We start from the raw sequence: 16,548 nt of genomic DNA on the forward strand, positions 1-16,548 counted from the left end.
GCAACAAGGCTTTATTGAGAACCGATTTACTCACGCTGGCTACTGTCAGAAATGACAGTTCGGGCCTCCACCGGTCGGTTGACGAAGCACGGCTATACAGAACAGAAACAGGTCAAAAGCAGGATCAGACCAGACTGTCGTTGATCACCAGCACGACCTTGCCCGACACCTGATTGGTCGCCAACTCCGCGTAGGCCGCTTCCGCTTCACTGATCGGAAAGCTGCGCGCCAGTTGTGGCTTCAGGCGGCCTTCGGTGAACAGCGGCATGACGTGTTGGCCCAGGTCGCTGAGCAGGTCAGCCTTGAACTGGTCGTCGCGGCTGCGCAGGGTCGAGCCGAGGATATGGATGCGCTTGCCCAGCACCTTTGCAAAGTCCAGCTCGGACTTGCTTCCGCCCATCAAACCGATCAGCACCAGGCGACCATCAATGCCTAGCACCTTCAGATTCAGCGCGGCGTAGTTGGCGCCCACCGGGTCCAGAATGACGTTGAACGGCGCGAAGTCGTTAAGCGCATCAAGGTTCTCGTTGCGCAGCACGCCGCCCTGGGCACCAAGCGCTTCGCAATACGCCAGCCGCTCCGCCGAGCCCACGGTGACCCATACCGGGTTGCCGAAGGCCTTGCAAAGCTGAATGGCGGCTGAACCAACGCCACTTGCCCCAGCGTGCAGCAACACTTTTTCGCCGGGCTTGAGGCCGGCCAACTGAAACAGATTCAGCCAGGCGGTGGCGTACACCTCGGGAATCCCCGCCGCTTCGTGCAGTGAAATCCCCTCGGGCACCGGTAGCACATGCCGTGCATCGACCACCACTTCTTCAGCCATTGCCCCGCCCGCAACCAGCGCGCACACGCGGTCGCCGACTTCCCAGGCGCAGCCCGTGCCAACTTCCGCAATCACACCGGAACATTCCATCCCGAGGATTTCCGTGACCCCCGGCGGTGGCGGGTAATGCCCCGAGCGTTGCAGCAAATCGGCACGATTGAGTCCGGCCGCTGCGACCTTGATGCGGACTTGTCCTACATCCAGAGTCGGCGATGGTGCTTCAACCCATTCCACACGACCTTCAACGCCTTGCAATGCTTTCACGGTGCCTCCATAGTGAGTCTTGACTGAGCCCGATGTGCCTCACGGCCACCGGGCTTTTTGCATTATGCGACCGTGTTCTGACCGAACCGGCGACCTCCAAAGACGGCCTAATATGCGTTATCAATTGTCCCCGCGTCGAATCAGCATGAAGCATTTTTTACCCAGCACCACCCTTGCATTACTCATTGGCCTGACTGTCCTGCCAATGTCGGCCAGTTCGTTCGCCGCCAATAGCTGGGATAATCTTCAACCTGATCGCGATGAAGTCATCGCCAGTCTGAATGTCGTGGAGCTGCTCAAGCGCCACCATTACAGCAAGCCGCCGCTGGACGACAAGCGTTCGGAAATCATCTATCAGAGCTACCTCAAACTCCTCGATCCTGCGCGCAGCTACTTCCTCGCCAGCGACATCGCCGAGTTCGACAAGTGGCGTTTCCAGTTCGACGACTTCCTCAAGAGCGGCGACCTGGCCCCAGGCTTTACTATCTATAAGCGTTATCTGGACCGCATCAAGTCGCGTCTGGATTTCGCCTTGGCGCAGCTGAGCAAGGGCGTCGACAAGATCGACCTGAACACCCAGGAAACCTTGCTGGTTGATCGCAAGGACGCCCCTTGGGCCAAGAACGAAGCCGAACTCGACGACCTATGGCGCAAGCGCGTCAAGGACGAGGTTCTACGCTTGAAGATCGCCGGCAAAGACCCGGCGAAGATTCAGGAAACCCTGACCAAGCGCTATAAAAACCAACTCGCGCGTCTGGGCCAGACCCGCAGCGAGGACGTGTTCCAGGCGTACCTGAACACCTTCGCGATGTCCTACGATCCGCACACCAACTACCTGTCACCTGACAGCGCGGAAAACTTCGACATCAACATGAGCCTTTCCCTTGAAGGGATCGGCGCTGTCCTGCAGAGCGACAACGACAACGTCAAGATCGTCCGCCTGGTGCCGGCCGGCCCCGCCGCCAAGACCAAGCAAGTGGCGACCGCCGACAAGATCATCGGCGTCGCCCAGGGCGACAAAGAGATGGTCGACGTGATCGGCTGGCGTCTGGATGAAGTGGTCAAACTGATTCGCGGTCCGAAGGGCTCGGTCGTGCGTCTGGAAATCGTCCCGGCCAGCAATGCGCCGAGCGACCAGACCACCAAGATCGTGTCGATCACCCGCGAAGCCGTGAAGCTCGAAGAGCAAGCGGCGAAGAAGTCGATCCTGCACCTGAATCAGGACGGCAAGGATTACAAGCTGGGCGTCATCGAGATCCCTGCTTTCTACCTGGACTTCAAGGCCTACCGCGCCGGCGATCCCGAGTACAAGAGCACGACCCGCGACGTCAAGAAACTGCTGACCGAATTGCAGTCCGAGAAAGTCGACGGCGTGGTCATCGACCTGCGTAACAACGGCGGTGGTTCGCTGCAGGAAGCCACCGAGCTGACCAGTCTGTTCATCGACAAAGGCCCGACCGTTCTGGTGCGTAACGCCGACGGCAAGGTCGATGTACTGGAAGACGAAAACAGCGGTGCGTTCTACAAAGGCCCGATGGCGTTGCTGGTCAACCGCCTCTCGGCCTCGGCTTCGGAGATTTTCGCCGGCGCCATGCAGGACTATCACCGCGCGCTGATCATCGGCGGCCAGACGTTCGGCAAAGGCACCGTGCAGACCATCCAGCCGCTGAACCATGGCGAACTGAAACTGACGCTGGCCAAGTTCTACCGGGTTTCCGGCCAGAGCACCCAGCACCAGGGCGTGCTGCCGGACATTGGTTACCCGTCGATCATCGACACCAAGGAAATCGGCGAAAGCGCGCTGCCTGAGGCGATGACCTACGACACCATCAAGCCGGCGATCAAGCCGGCGGTGGATCCGTTCAAACCGTTCCTCGCCCAGTTGCAATCGCGTCACGACGTGCGTTCAGCCAAGGACGCCGAGTTTGTCTTCATCGAAGAGAAACTCGCGCTGGCGAAGAAGCTGATGAGCGAAAAAACCGTCAGCCTCAACGAAGCCGAGCGCCGCAAGCAACATGCCGACATCGAGAGCCAGCAGCTGGCGATGGAAAACGTGCGTCGCAAAGCCAAAGGCGAAGAACCGCTGAAAGAATTGAAGAAAGAAGACGAAGACGCACTGCCTTCGGACGATGACAAGACCAAGCCAGAAGATGACGCCTACCTGGCCGAAACCGGGCGTATCTTGCTCGACTATCTGGGCTTGAGCGGTTCGGTGGCGAAAAAGTAAAACAGCATGAAGAGTAACGAAATGATGGCAAATCGTCATCAAACAGTCATAAAGCTGTCGTGAAATAGCGGGGCTCGACGCCACAAGCGTCCAGCCCCTTTTTCTTGCCCCGAGATTGCCATGACCGTGACTGAACAGCTGGGCGCTCTGAGTTCGATCCTGACTCACGGCGACTTGCACAGCCTGTTCCAACCGATTGTGTCGCTATCGGATCGGCGCATTCTCGGCTATGAAGCCCTGACTCGCGGTCCTTCCAACAGCGCGCTGCATTCCCCTCTCAGCTTGTTCGCCGTGGCCCGCCAGGCCGGGCGCCTGAGCGAACTGGAACTCGCCTGCCGCGAGTCAGCCTGCCGTCGCTTCAGCCAGCAGAAGCTGGAGGGCAAGCTTTTCCTCAATATCTCGCCCGAGTCCCTGCTGGAAGCCTCGCACCCGCCGGGGCGCACCTTGCAGCTGTTGCAGCGCTACGGGATACCGCCCAGCCGCGTGGTCATCGAGCTGACCGAGCAGACCCCGACCGATGACTTCGGCCTGCTCTACAATGCGCTCTATCACTACCGGGACATGGGCTTTTCCATCGCCCTCGATGACCTGGGCGCAGGGTATTCGAGCCTGCGGCTGTGGTCCGAGTTGCGCCCGGATTACGTAAAGATCGACCGGCATTTCATCGACGGCATTCATCAGGACGCGGTCAAGCGCGAGTTCGTCGGCTCGATGCTGCAAATGGCCAAGGCGTCGCGGGCGCTGGTCATCGCTGAAGGCATCGAGTTGCAGGAAGAGCTGGCCGTCTTGATCGACATGGGCGTCGAGCTGGTTCAGGGCTATTTGCTCTGCCGTCCGCAGGAGTTTCCGCCCCGTGACGCCCGTGCGCTGCTGCCAAAAGTCGACCCGGCCGCCGCGACCTTGACCGAAGAAACCAGCGACCTCAGCCCCCTGCTCAACGAGCTGCCGGCGGTGGTGCAGACCACGCCCACCGCCGCCGTGCTGGAGTCGTTTCGCAAACAGGCCAATCTCAACTCCCTGGCGGTGCTGGATGAGCAGCGTCAGCCGATCGGCATCGTCCACCGCCACTCGCTGTCGGACGTGTTGCTGCAGCCCTTCGCCACCGAACTGTATGCCCGCAAGCCCATTAGTCGTCTGATGAGCGACGACTTTCTGGCCGTCGAGCTGAGCCAGTCGCTTCAGCAGGTCAGCCGGCTGATCACCAGTCGCGCGCGGCAACGCATCGAAGAAGATTTCATCATCATGCAGAACGGCGTCTACCTGGGGTTGGGCCGGGTCATCGATGTGCTGAAGCTGATCACCGAGGTCAAGATCCAGCAGGCGCGATACGCCAACCCGCTGACCCTGCTGCCGGGTAACGTACCGATTCAGCAATGCCTGACCCGGTTGTTGCAGCAGGGACGTGAATCGATGATCTGCTATGTGGACATCGACAGCTTCAAACCCTTCAACGACATCTACGGCTATGGGCGCGGCGACGAGGTGCTGCTGTGTCTGGCGCAGTGCCTGAACGACCGCATCGACCCGAGTCGTGACTTTGTCGGCCATATCGGCGGCGACGATTTCCTGATGGTGCTGGGCTCGGAAGACTGGCGCAAACGCTTGAACATGCTGCTCGAGGATTTTCAGAACCAGTGCCGACGCTTCTACCGCGCCGAGCATCTGGAGGCCGGCTGCTTCGTCGCCCTCAACCGCCAGGGCCAGCGCCAGGAATTTCCGTTGCTGTCGCTGTCCATCGGCGTCGTGCACCTGCACCCGGAAGTCTGCACGACCCTCAACGCCAGCCAGCTCGCCGAACTCGCTTCCCAGGCCAAGCACCATGCCAAAGAGGTGATGGGTGCGAGTTTGCATGTGATCAATACGCTGGAAGCGGAGGTCATGGCGACGTTGAATCAGGCGGTTTTGGGGTGACCGACTGGTTTCGCCAGCAAGCCGACTCCACAGGTTTTGTGCCTGACGCGGAAATCCCGGTCCACGGAAATCCAGTGTAGGAGCGCGCTTGCCCGCGAATGCGGTCTGCCTGTGCCATCCATTTCGACTGACCCACCGCCTTCGCCAGCAAGCCGGCTCCTTGGTTTTGCGTCTGACGCTGAAATCCCGGCCAGGGAAGATCCGGTGTAGGAGTGAGCTTGCTCGCGATCGGCTGCGCAGCAGTCGTGAAACCTGACGCCCCGGTTACCGCTGACACATCGCGTGCACGGGTCTGCTGCCGCTTCGCGCCAGATCGCGAGCAAGCTCACTCCTACAGTTTGATCCCCGGCCGGCGAGGAATGGGCGGCAGATCACATATCACGCAAAGACGTGCACGGATTTGGCGTCATACCCCGACCGGTGTAGGAGCGCGTTTGCCCGCGATCGGCTGCGCAGCAGTCGTGAAACCTGACGCCCCGGTTACCCCTGACACACCGCGTGCACGGGTCTGCTGCCGCTTCGCGCCAGATCGCGGGCAAGCGCGCTCCTACAGTCTGATCCGCGGTGGGCGAGGAATTGGCGGCATCGTTTAACACGGTCCGCATGAGCGTAGGTAAGGTTTGGGTGTGCGCCCGAATTCGGATCTGGCCTGTAAGCCACCCGATCTGCAACTTACTCCGGCTTCACCGGCTGCGCATACTCGAACTCAAAAACACGGGCCACTTCCGAGGCGTGCCAAGAGGCCGCAGCGATCCCGTCAGACGGACCGGAGAAACGGCCGAGGCGTTCGACGCATTCAAAGAACCCGGTGCGTGGCAGGCGGCTGGCGCCCTGGCTGATCACCAACGCGCTGCGCAGCGGCTGTTCGGCGCGTGCGTCGAGGGCGGCCAGGTGTTCAAGGGCCGCGGTGAGGGTTTGCATGGCGGGGGTGGGTAACTGCAAGCGCTCCAGCAACGCGCGATACGTCACCAGATGACGTTGGTGACGGGCCAGGTCCAGTTCGGCGAGCAACCCGTCCCAGTGCTGGCGACTGATGCGCACGCTCATGCCTCACCCCGCCAGCCCGCAACACCCAGTTCCCACGCCAGACTCCGGCGAATGGCCGCGTCCGGCTCACGGTCGCCGCTTTCTATAAGGTCCAGATAAGAGGGGCTGATGCCAACCGCGCGGGCCAGTTGCGCCACTTCAAGGTCCTTGGCCTCGCGCAATGCACCGAGCTGGGATAAAGAAGGAAAATCTGCAGCAGGCGATGACGGTTCATGCTCGGCCTCGGTGTGGATCGCGGCCCCGGACTCCGGACCACGCGAAATACCCGCCGCGCGCAACAGCGCTTGATACTGCGCCCATGGGAGCACGGCATATTCCGGCTCTCCATCGCGCGAAATAACCTGAAGATCCATATCACCCCCCTGTAGGACTAAAACACGCTGTTAAGCAGTCTTTTTCTAAGTATGGGCGGCATCTTAACAGCCGTTGGCTACCACTTGCGTATGGGGAATCAGCGGAGCGCTGGCAGCATCGTTAATGAGCTGCACAAATCCGCCTTCAAATCTTCTTCTCGTGCTCCAGCAAAACAGGCGTCGCCGGCAAACGCTCAACCACCGCGAGCTTTTCCGGGTTCTGCAATTCGCGCCAGGCACGGAAAGCGCTGAGCTCGGCCTCAAGGTGTTTCATCACCCACGCCAGGACCGCGATGTCGTCCAGCATCCCCAGACCCGGAATCCAGTCAGGAATCGCATCCAGAGGGCTAAGGAAATACATCAGGCCCGCCACGATCGACAGAATAGCCTTACCGCTGATGGCGCGATATTCCCCGCGCCAGTAGGCCAGGCACAAGGACTGAAGCAGTTTCAAATCGTCCTTGATCTTGCCCAATCGACCGCCCTCGCTGGCCGTTTTACCTGCGACGGCAAACAGCAATGCGGGCAGGCGACCTGCCGCCATCAGGCGCTTGGCCATGGGCAGATAACGAATGAGATTCCAGGGTGCCTTCATATCCACTCCACGATTACCGATAAAAATCGACATACTGGCTTAATGCGTATGCCGCAATCGCCCACTGACCCGCATGCCGAATGCGCACCCAAAGGTTATCCACACAAATTGTGGATAACCTTGTGAACAGACCCGCTTTTCGCGGCCGGAACGCCCGTTCTACCGGGTCCGGACTTAGATCGCGCGTTTTTTACACACATAAAAACCCGCGAAAACCGTTGACTCATCGGGCCTGTGACGCTAGCCACAACCCAATGAACACCCTGATGGACGCCCGGCAACCTCCGACAAATCCCGGCTTAAAGCACGTTGACTGACCGACATGGGACTCTGCCCGTCCAGACCGGTTCGATCAAAAAGAGGCGGAAATGAAAATGCCCCGTCGAGACGGGGCATTTCTTTCAAGCGATAACCGAACGCAGGAACGATTACTTCTTGGCGGCCGGCTTGGCCGGTTCGGCGGCCGGAGCAGCCTCTTCTTCATCAGCGCCGGCGGCAGCATCATTGGCGCCTGCAGCAGCAGGGTCCTTGATGCCCAGCAGTTCCAGGTCAAAGACCAGAACCGAGTTCGCCGGGATCATTGGGCTAGGGCTCTGTGCGCCGTAGGCCAATTCGCTAGGGATGTAGAGTTTGACCTTCTCGCCGACGTGCATCAGCTGCAGGCCTTCAACCCAACCCGGAATCACACCGCTGACCGGCAGATCAATCGGGCTGCCGCGTTCAACGGAGCTGTCGAACACTTTGCCGTCAGTCAGCTTGCCTTCGTAGTGAACAGTCACGACATCAGTCGGCTTCGGTACTGGACCGTCGGCTTTCTTGATGATTTCGTACTGCAGACCGGAAGCAGTGGTGGTGACTTCCTTACGCTTGCCGTTTTCTTCGAGGAATTTCTTGCCAGCGGCTGCCGACTCTTCGCTCATCTTGGCCATGCGCTCTTCAGCGCGCTTTTGCAGGTCGCCGAATGCTGCAACCAGCTCTTCGTCTTTGAGCTTCTGCTCTTTCTTGCCAACGGCGTCTTCGATACCCAGCGCTACCGCTTTGGAATCCAGATCGTCCATGCCTTCCTGAGCCAGGCTTTTGCCCATGTTCAGGCCGATGCCGTAAGAGGCTTTCTGGGCCGGGGTTTTCAGCTCAACGGTGCTGGCTTGCTTGTCACAGCCCGCGAGTACCAGACCGACCAGGGCAATCGCCGCTGCCAACCGATGCTGTTTCATTCTGTTTCCTTGTTCATGCGCCAATAGGGCAAACGAGTAAAGCCGCGAGCTTATCAGGCTGCCGCGATCAATGGCTACCGGCATGAGAGGGAGAAAAGGCAGATAAGTTCAGGTATCCAAAGGTTTTCTTGTTTGATCGAGAAATTCGTTCAGTTGGGGTTCAGCGGCCTGCCACGGGATGAGCGAACGACGCTAATACACGTCACGCACATAACGCTTCTGCTCGCTCAGACAGCGTAACTGCTCGGCCGCCTTTTCCAGGCTGACCCCGCCCTGTTCGCTGATCACACGACGCAATGCCTGATCGACATCCCGCGCCATCCGCGAGGCATCGCCGCAAATGTAAAGGTGCGCGCCCTCCTCCAGCCAGCGCCAGAGCTCAGCGGCCTGTTCCTGTATGCGCTGTTGAACGTAGATCTTGTCCGCCTGATCCCGGGAAAAGGCCAGACTCAGCCGGGTCAGCAGGCCGTCCTGCTGCATGCCTTGAAGCTCGTCACGGTAGTAAAAGTCGGTCGCCTGATGCTGCTCGCCGAAGAACAGCCAGTTACGGCCCCGATCGCCCCGGGCGCGGCGCTCCTGTAAAAACGCCCGAAACGGCGCCACGCCGGTGCCCGGGCCGATCATGATCATCGGCACGTCGCCATCGAGCGGTGGGCGAAAATGCCGCGTGGGCTGCAGGAAAATCGGCACCTCGCACTCGCCCGCACGATCCGCCAGGAAGGTCGACGACACGCCTTTGCGCGGGCCGTAGCGCACGGCGGAAACCGTCAGATGGACTTCATCGGGATGCGCCTTGGCGCTCGACGCGATGGAATAAAGCCGCGGTTGCAGCGGTTTGAGATGATCTAGCCATTGCTCCGCAGAACAGGTAATGGGGAACTCGCGCAACACGTCGGCCAACTGCCGGCCCCACAGCCAGTCCTTCAGCTCGCTTTTGTAGGGTTCGGTCAGCAGGTTTTTCAGATCGTTGCTGCCGTTACGCTGGGCGATGAACGCCAAGGTGTCTGCGCCAGGTCGCGCGATTTCGAATTGCTCGGCCAACGCCTGACGCAGCGGCACGTCGCCAGCCTTGACGCCGCGCACCGGTTGCTCGGCATTCAGGCCTGTGAGCTTGAGCAACTCATCGACCAGCTCGGGGCAATTGCGCGGCCAGACCCCCAAGGCATCGCCGGCTTCATAGGTCATCCCTGAACCTTCAAGGGTCAGCGCCAGTTGCCGGGTGTCTTTCGCGGCACCGTCCGCATTCAGTCGCCGATTAATCGACAAGCGCGCGTAATAGGGCTCTGCTCGTGAAGGCTGTTTCCCAAAAACCGGGCCGTTGTCGATGATTGAAGGAGTAGGAAGATTCAGCGACAGCGCCTGCTGCAACCCTGTGAACCAGTTGTCTGCGTGGAGCTGGTATTCGCCGTCGCAATCGATTCTGGGGAGCAATGACGAGGCGCCCAGGTGCTGCAGGCGCTGGTCCAGGTTTTTGCCGTGCTGACAGAAGCTGTCATAACTCGAATCACCCAGCGCCAGAACGGCGTAGCGCAAAGATTCCAGACGTTCTTGCCGGGCAGCCAGTGACTGCCAGAACCGTTGCCCGTTATCGGGGGACTCGCCGTCGCCGAAGGTACTGCTGATCAGTGCCACGTTCTGCAGTTGGTCCAGACGCTCCGAGGGAAAACTGTCCATCGCCGCCACCTGAACCGGCACACCGGCAATCTTCAACTGGTCACCGAACTGCCGGGCCAATGCCTCGGCATTGCCGGTTTGTGATGCCCACAGCAGCGTCAACAGCGGCGCCTGTTCGGGTGCTGCCCGCGCCTCGGTCTCTGCTTGGGGCAAGTCGAGAAACCGATGACCGATCAGCTCGACCTTGCGCAGGGCGACCGCACAGCACTTGAATTCGGGCTGCCGGGAGATCGGGTCGACGGCGTCGTTGGTCACCGCGTTGATCGCCAGCTTTTCGCCATACACGTCGTTCCAGTGAAAAGGCGCGAAGCAGTTGCCCGGCAGCACGCGGTTGCTGATCACCGCAGGCAACACCGCCAGCCCCCGCGCAGAATGGATTTCCACGCCATCGCCTTCGCGGATGCCCAGCGAAAGGGCATCCTCGGGGTGCAGCTCGACGAACGGCCGAGCATTAAGCGCGTTCAGTGTTGGCACTTTCCCGGTCTTGGTCAGCGTGTGCCACTGGTGTTGCAGGCGGCCGGTGTTGAGCACCATGGGAAATGCATCGTTGGGCTGTTCAGCCGGCGGCATGTGCGGACGTGGGAAAAATACCGCCTTGCCGTTTGCAGTGGGAAAGACAATCGGCCGCCGTGGCGTTACGGCTTCCTTGACTGGGCTCGCACCGCTCTCGCTGAGGTAACGAATCGGGTTGCGTGTGCGCTCGTCATCAGGCGCGCACGGCCACTGCAAAGACTGCCCCCGCAGCCGCCCATAGCTGGCGCCGCGAATGTCGTAGCCCGTGGCGGGGTTCCAGGCCTGTTTGATTTCTTCGAATACTTCCTCCGCCGAGGCATAGGTGAAAGCCTCGGCGAAGCCCATTTCACAGGCGACCCTGGCGATGATTTGCCAGTCCGGCAACGCCTGGCCCGGCGCATCAATGGCTTTCTGTGTCAGGTTCAGATTGCGTTCGGAGTTGATCATCACCCCTTCCGCTTCGGCCCAGAGCGCGCCCGGCAACAAGATGTCGGCGTAGCGGTTGGTTTCGGTGTCGAGGAAGGCGTCTTGGGTAATGACCAGCTCGGCGGTCTTCAGGGCGTCGATCACCGTGGTGCGGTTGGCGACGCTGGCCACCGGGTTGGTGCAGATGATCCAGCAGGCCTTGATCACGCCGTCACGCATCTGCTCAAACAGGTCGATGGTGCCGCCACCGGGCTGGTGCGGGATGCTGCCCAGGGGGATGTGCCAGAGGTCTTCGATGAAGCGGCGATCGGCGTCCACCAACACCGAGCGCTGTCCGGGAAGTCCTGGGCCCATGTAGCCCATTTCCCTGCCGCCCATGGCATTCGGTTGGCCGGTCAGGGAAAACGGACCGCTGCCGGGCCGGCAAATCGCCCCGGTCGCCAGGTGCAGATTGCATAACGCATTAGTGTTCCAGGTGCCGTGGGTGCTCTGGTTCAGGCCCATGGTCCAGCAACTCATCCACTCCTGCGCCGCGCCGATCATCCGCGCAGCCTGACGGATGTCGGCTTCGGCCAGGCCGGTGATCTGCGCGACGTAAGCGGGCGTGTACGCGGCGAGGAATTCGGGCATGACGTCCCAGCCCTGGGTGAACGAGGCGATGAAATCGGCATCGGTGTCGCCGTTCTCCACCAGCAAGTGCAACAGGCCATTGAGCAGCGCGAGGTCGGTGCCCGGTTTGATTTGCAGGAACAGCCCGGCCTTGTCGGCGGTGGCACTGCGCCGGGGATCGACGACGATCAGCTTCGCCCCGGCCTTGACCCGGTCCATCATGCGCAGGAACAGGATCGGGTGACAGTCGGCCATGTTGGCGCCAATCACGAAAAACAGATCGGCCTTGTCGAAATCATCATAGGACCCCGGCGGGCCGTCGGCGCCTAGCGAGAGCTTGTAGCCGCTGCCCGCGCTGGCCATGCACAGCCGCGAGTTGGACTCGATATTGGCCGTGCGCACAAAACCTTTGGCGAGCTTGTTGGCGAGGTATTGCGCCTCCAGGGACATCTGCCCCGAGACATAGAACGCCAGCGCGCCGGGGCCGTCGCGATCCAGAATCCCACGCAGGCGCCGGGCGGTTTCGCTGATCGCTGCGTCCATGTCAGCGCGCACCGGCTCGTGGCTGCGCTGATGGCGGATGTACGCGGACTCCATCCGTCCCGACCCGGCAATCGCCTGGCCGCAGGTGGTGCCTTTGGTGCACAGTCGGCCGAAATTGCTCGGGTGCGTCTTGTCGCCGACGACCTTGATGACCCGGTTGTCCGCGACCTGCAGGACGATGCCGCAACCGACGCCGCAATAAGGACACACGCTTTTTACGCTGTTGCTCGCCATATTCCGTTTCCTGAAAGCAAAAAAAGACGCCCTGTTCTCATCCGTTGAAAAACGGAGAGCACACGGCGCCTTTGTCGTGAATATGGCAATCGGCGTTGATTGCCTGTGGGGACGATCTTGCAAACGGCAGGCCAGCGCGGGGCAATACCGCGCCTATAGAAACTCGCTCAGTTGCCGATTGGCCCTGGCTGGCCGCATTGCCGACGGCAGCGATCCCGAGTGCGCCACCGCTGCTCGCCAAACGACTTCGGCGCGGGGAATGTTTGAGCTTCACGATGGGGCGGCCCGCGCGAAATCGCACTGTTTGTGTGCCGGCTCAGGCTGACCCAAATCCCGCTTCTGCCCAAAGGGCGTAGGAGCGCGCTTGCCCGCGATCTGGCGCGCAGCGGCAGCAAACACGTCGAATGCGGTCTGTCTGACACAACCAGGGTGTCCGGTTTGGCTGCCGGTTCCCGGCAGATCGCGGGCAAGCGCGCTCCTACGCCCTGCGGGCAGAATCAAGAGCAGAACGCGCCGTACGCGGGCGTGAGTTACTCACCCATACCCGGCTGGCACAGCCATTGCTACGTCCCTGATCAAGTCCAGCCTGAACACGCGGTTGGCAGCCCTGGCCGGTCAACGCGGACCGCCAGCCGTTCGCGGCATCGGGCTCACCAGGTTGGCGTCGACACTGTGGTCGCGCGGCAACCCCTAAAAGAACAGGCAAAGGCGCCTGGAACCGAGAGGTTCCGGGCGCCTTTTTTTTGCTTTTGAAAAACCTGATTGGCCTTGGCCGGGACTCGATATGACCACCACAGTCGCCCCACTCAACGACGTCCAAACCCTGATCGTCATCGGCAACGGCATGGTGGGTCACCACTGTGTCGAACAGTTGATCGCCGCCGGCGCCCTTGAGCGCTATCGCATTCATGTCTTCGGCGAGGAAGGCCAACGCGCCTACGACCGCGTGCACCTGTCCGAATACTTTGGCGGCCGCGACGCCGAGTCACTGGCGATGAGCGCTGCTTCTTTATATGAGCAGACCGGGCTTGCGCTGCACCTGGGCGTGCCGGTGCTGGAAATCGACCGGGCGCGGCGCGAAGTGATCACCGCCAAGGGCAGCTTTGGTTACGACAAGCTGGTGCTGGCGACCGGTTCGTATCCTTTCGTGCCGCCCATCGAAGGCGCTGAAGGCAACTCGCGGCTGGTCTACCGCACCTTGGACGACCTCGACACCATCCGCGCCGCCGCCCGCCAGGCGAAACGCGGCGTGGTGGTCGGCGGCGGGCTGTTGGGACTGGAAGCGGCCAACGCGCTGAAGTCCCTGGGCCTGGAAGCCCACGTGGTGGAATTCGCGCCGCGCCTGATGCCAGTGCAACTCGATGACCACGGCGGCGCTGCCCTGAAGGCGCGCATCGAAGCGCTGGGCGTTGGCGTGCATCTGTCTCGCGCGACCCAATCCATCAGCGCGGGGGAGGAATACCGCTACCGGATGAATTTCGCCGGCGATGAGTTCCTCGAAACTGACCTGATCGTTTTCTCCGCCGGCATCCGCCCCCAGGACGCCCTCGCCCGTCAGTGTGAACTGGCGTTGGGTCCGCGCGGCGGCATCGCCATCGACGAGCACTGCCGCACCAGCGACGCTGACATTTTTGCCATCGGTGAGTGCGCCGCCTGGAACGGTAGCGTCTTCGGCCTCGTCGCGCCGGGTTATCAAATGGCGCGCAATGTCGCCGCGCAGTTGTGCGACCTGGCCGCCGAGCCGTTCTTCGGCGCGGATATGTCGACCAAACTGAAACTGCTCGGCGTCGACGTCGGCTCCATCGGTGATGCCCATGGCGCGTTGACGGGCGCGCGCAGTTACCGGTTTATTGACGAGGCCACCGGCAGTTATCGCCGTTTGGTGGTGTCCGCCGATGGCAAAAAAGTGCTCGGCGCCGTGCTGGTGGGCGACAACAGTTATTACGACACCTTGCTGCAATACGCACAGAACGGCATCAAGCTGCCCGCCGATCCATCGAGCCTGATCCTGCCCCACAGCGACGGCGCGCCAACCCTTGGCGCCGATGCCCTGCCCGCCACGGCAACCATTTGCTCGTGCCACAACGTCAGCAAGGCCTCGATCTGCTCGGCCATCGACGGCGGTTGCACGGACCTGGCCGGGCTCAAGGCCTGTACCAAGGCCGCCACCGGTTGTGGCGGTTGCGCGGCGCTGCTGAAGAGCGTGTTCGAGCACGAGCTGATCGCCCGCGGCGTCACCGTTGATAAAAGCCTGTGCGAGCACTTCGCTTTCACGCGTCAAGAGCTGTACGCCTTCGCCCGCGTGGAGAACATTGAAAGCTTCGACGAGATGCTGGCCCGCCACGGCAAAGGCCATCTGGGTTGCGACATCTGCAAGCCTACCGTCGGCTCGATCCTCGCCTCGTGCTGGAATCGGCCGATCATGGACCCGTCGCTGGTGCCGTTGCAGGACACCAACGACACCTTCATGGCCAACATGCAGAAGAACGGCACGTATTCAGTGGTGCCGCGCATTCCTGCGGGGGAAATCACTGCGGACGGTTTGATCGCCATCGGCGCGGTCGCAAAGAAATACGACCTGTACACCAAGATCACCGGCGGCCAGCGCATCGACCTGTTTGGCGCGCAGTTGCACGAGCTACCGGACATCTGGGCCGAGCTGATTGCCGCCGGCTTCGAGACCGGTCATGCCTACGGTAAATCGACGCGAACGGTGAAGTCCTGCGTCGGCAGCACCTGGTGCCGTTACGGCGTTCAGGACAGCTTGCAAATGGCGCTGAACATCGAGGATCGCTACAAAGGCCTGCGCTCGCCGCACAAGCTGAAGTTCGCGGTGTCCGGTTGCACCCGTGAATGCGCTGAAGCCCAGAGCAAGGACATCGGCGTGATCGCCACGGAGAACGGCTGGAATCTCTACGTATGCGGCAACGGCGGCATGCGCCCGCGCCACGCCGAGCTGTTCGCCACCGATCTGGACGACGAGACGCTGATTCGCTATATCGACCGCGTGCTGATGTTTTACATCCGCACCGCTGACAAGTTGCAGCGGACGTCGGTGTGGCGCGAGTCCCTTGAAGGCGGGCTGGATTTTCTGAAGGCCGTGGTGATCGATGACAGCCTGGGGCTGGCCGCTGAACTGGAGGCGCAGATGCAGTTGGTGGTAGACCGTTATGAATGCGAGTGGGCAAACGCGCTGAAGAGCCCGGAGAAACTCAAGCGCTTCCGCACCTTCGTCAACGACAAGGGCGCTGACCCTGACATTCATTTCGTCAAGGAGCGCAGCCAGCGTCGTCCGGCTCGCGCGGAAGAGTTGAATCTGATTGCCGCTGTGGAGGTTGCACGATGAGCCAGGCGAATGCGGCAGTGATGGAGATGCCGAAGACTCAGGTGTGGCGCGCGGTCTGTGCCCGTGAGGATCTGGTCCTTAATTCCGGCGTGGTGGCGCTGGTGGGCAATGCGCAGGTGGCGCTGTTTTATGTGGCGTCCGTTGGTGGCGCGCCGCAGTTGTTTGCGGTGGACAATCGCGATCCGGTCACTGGGGTGAATGTGATTGGCCGGGGATTGATTGGCAGTTTGGGTGGCGACCTTGTGATTGCTTCGCCTTTGTATAAGCAGCATTACCGGCTGGAGGATGGCACGTGTCTGGAGGATGCGGCGCTGCGGCTGCGGACTTGGCCGGTTCGGCTGGTGGGGGATGTTGTGGAGGTTGATGTGGGGTAAGGCGTTCAGGCGTTCAGGCGTTCAGGCGTTCAGAATCAAGAGCGTCGGCCTAACGGCCTCGGGTTTCGCCTTCGGCGAGTTACTTGATAAAGCCCCAAGTAACCAAGGGCTTGTGCTCCTGGTTGGGCTCCTCCTTCGTCGGAGTACCCTCACTCCGGTCTCGCTCCGTGGGCCCGCGCCGAACGGACATCCATGTCCTGACGGCGCTCTCGCGGCATCCATGCCGCTCGGCCCACTGCGCGAAACCTGCGTTCAGCCTGCACCCAAGTCGCGATTGGCGGTGACTGAGCCTTTTGTGTAGGAAGATCAAAAGCGCTTTCAAGCAGATCAAAGGCTTCCCGGCTGAAGCCGGTCCCACAGTCGGGGACGACGCCACTTCTGCTGGATGCACGCGC

At 61.2% G+C, this 16,548-nt stretch carries 10 protein-coding genes; 4 read left to right on the forward strand and 6 right to left on the reverse strand.

Annotated elements, in window-relative coordinates:
* Window positions 1-124: 124 nt before the first annotated feature.
* A complete protein-coding gene (locus tag BMY98_RS15330; protein ID WP_074890592.1) occupies window positions 125-1,087 on the reverse strand; it encodes an NAD(P)H-quinone oxidoreductase in 963 nt (320 codons plus the stop codon).
* 145 nt (window positions 1,088-1,232) lie between these two features.
* Here BMY98_RS15330 and BMY98_RS15335 point away from each other — a divergent pair, with 145 nt between their 5' ends.
* Window positions 1,233-3,314, forward strand: coding sequence for a carboxy terminal-processing peptidase (locus BMY98_RS15335; protein WP_175514174.1), 2,082 nt, complete (start codon window positions 1,233-1,235; stop codon window positions 3,312-3,314).
* A 120-nt stretch (window positions 3,315-3,434) separates the two neighbouring features.
* The gene (locus BMY98_RS15340; protein WP_074890595.1) at window positions 3,435-5,225 is read left to right on the forward strand and encodes a bifunctional diguanylate cyclase/phosphodiesterase; all 1,791 of its coding nucleotides are present in this window, start codon (window positions 3,435-3,437) and stop codon (window positions 5,223-5,225) included.
* 672 nt (window positions 5,226-5,897) lie between these two features.
* Here the strand turns inward: BMY98_RS15340 and BMY98_RS15345 are convergent.
* From BMY98_RS15345 to BMY98_RS15365, 5 genes are all read right to left on the reverse strand, one after another.
* Complete coding sequence (locus BMY98_RS15345) at window positions 5,898-6,272, reverse strand: hypothetical protein (protein ID WP_074890597.1); 375 nt, start codon at window positions 6,270-6,272, stop codon at window positions 5,898-5,900.
* Window positions 6,269-6,625, reverse strand: coding sequence for a helix-turn-helix domain-containing protein (locus tag BMY98_RS15350; RefSeq protein ID WP_074890599.1), 357 nt, complete (start codon window positions 6,623-6,625; stop codon window positions 6,269-6,271). Before BMY98_RS15350 ends, BMY98_RS15345 begins: the two co-directional genes overlap by 4 nt.
* A 145-nt stretch (window positions 6,626-6,770) precedes the next feature.
* Window positions 6,771-7,220 (reverse strand): YkvA family protein, encoded by a 450-nt coding sequence (locus tag BMY98_RS15355; RefSeq protein WP_074890601.1) that lies wholly within the window; start codon window positions 7,218-7,220, stop codon window positions 6,771-6,773.
* Window positions 7,221-7,648: 428 nt separating this feature from the next.
* Window positions 7,649-8,434, reverse strand: coding sequence for a BamJ family beta-barrel-assembly machinery protein (gene bamJ, locus BMY98_RS15360; protein WP_074890603.1), 786 nt, complete (start codon window positions 8,432-8,434; stop codon window positions 7,649-7,651).
* A gap of 192 nt (window positions 8,435-8,626) precedes the next feature.
* A complete protein-coding gene (locus tag BMY98_RS15365) occupies window positions 8,627-12,433 on the reverse strand; it encodes a bifunctional nitrate reductase/sulfite reductase flavoprotein subunit alpha (protein WP_074890605.1) in 3,807 nt (1,268 codons plus the stop codon).
* A 784-nt stretch (window positions 12,434-13,217) separates the two neighbouring features.
* Here BMY98_RS15365 and nirB point away from each other — a divergent pair.
* Window positions 13,218-15,779: a nitrite reductase large subunit NirB gene (nirB, locus tag BMY98_RS15370; RefSeq protein ID WP_074890607.1), complete on the forward strand. Its 2,562-nt coding sequence runs from the start codon at window positions 13,218-13,220 to the stop codon at window positions 15,777-15,779.
* Window positions 15,776-16,153: a nitrite reductase small subunit NirD gene (nirD, locus tag BMY98_RS15375; RefSeq protein WP_074890609.1), complete on the forward strand. Its 378-nt coding sequence runs from the start codon at window positions 15,776-15,778 to the stop codon at window positions 16,151-16,153. Before nirB ends, nirD begins: the two co-directional genes overlap by 4 nt.
* Window positions 16,154-16,548 lie beyond the last annotated feature (395 nt).

The organism is Pseudomonas graminis (assembly GCF_900111735.1).
Taxonomy (GTDB): domain Bacteria; phylum Pseudomonadota; class Gammaproteobacteria; order Pseudomonadales; family Pseudomonadaceae; genus Aquipseudomonas; species Aquipseudomonas graminis.

Coding starts and splice junctions, on each gene's coding strand:
- BMY98_RS15335 (WP_175514174.1), top strand. CDS start 1,233: ATGAAGCATTTTTTACCCAGCACCACCCTTGCATTACTCATTGGCCTG.
- BMY98_RS15340 (WP_074890595.1), top strand. CDS start 3,435: ATGACCGTGACTGAACAGCTGGGCGCTCTGAGTTCGATCCTGACTCAC.
- BMY98_RS15345 (WP_074890597.1), bottom strand. CDS start 6,272: ATGAGCGTGCGCATCAGTCGCCAGCACTGGGACGGGTTGCTCGCCGAA.
- BMY98_RS15350 (WP_074890599.1), bottom strand. CDS start 6,625: ATGGATCTTCAGGTTATTTCGCGCGATGGAGAGCCGGAATATGCCGTG.
- BMY98_RS15355 (WP_074890601.1), bottom strand. CDS start 7,220: ATGAAGGCACCCTGGAATCTCATTCGTTATCTGCCCATGGCCAAGCGC.
- bamJ (WP_074890603.1), bottom strand. CDS start 8,434: ATGAAACAGCATCGGTTGGCAGCGGCGATTGCCCTGGTCGGTCTGGTA.
- BMY98_RS15365 (WP_074890605.1), bottom strand. CDS start 12,433: ATGGCGAGCAACAGCGTAAAAAGCGTGTGTCCTTATTGCGGCGTCGGT.
- nirB (WP_074890607.1), top strand. CDS start 13,218: ATGACCACCACAGTCGCCCCACTCAACGACGTCCAAACCCTGATCGTC.
- nirD (WP_074890609.1), top strand. CDS start 15,776: ATGAGCCAGGCGAATGCGGCAGTGATGGAGATGCCGAAGACTCAGGTG.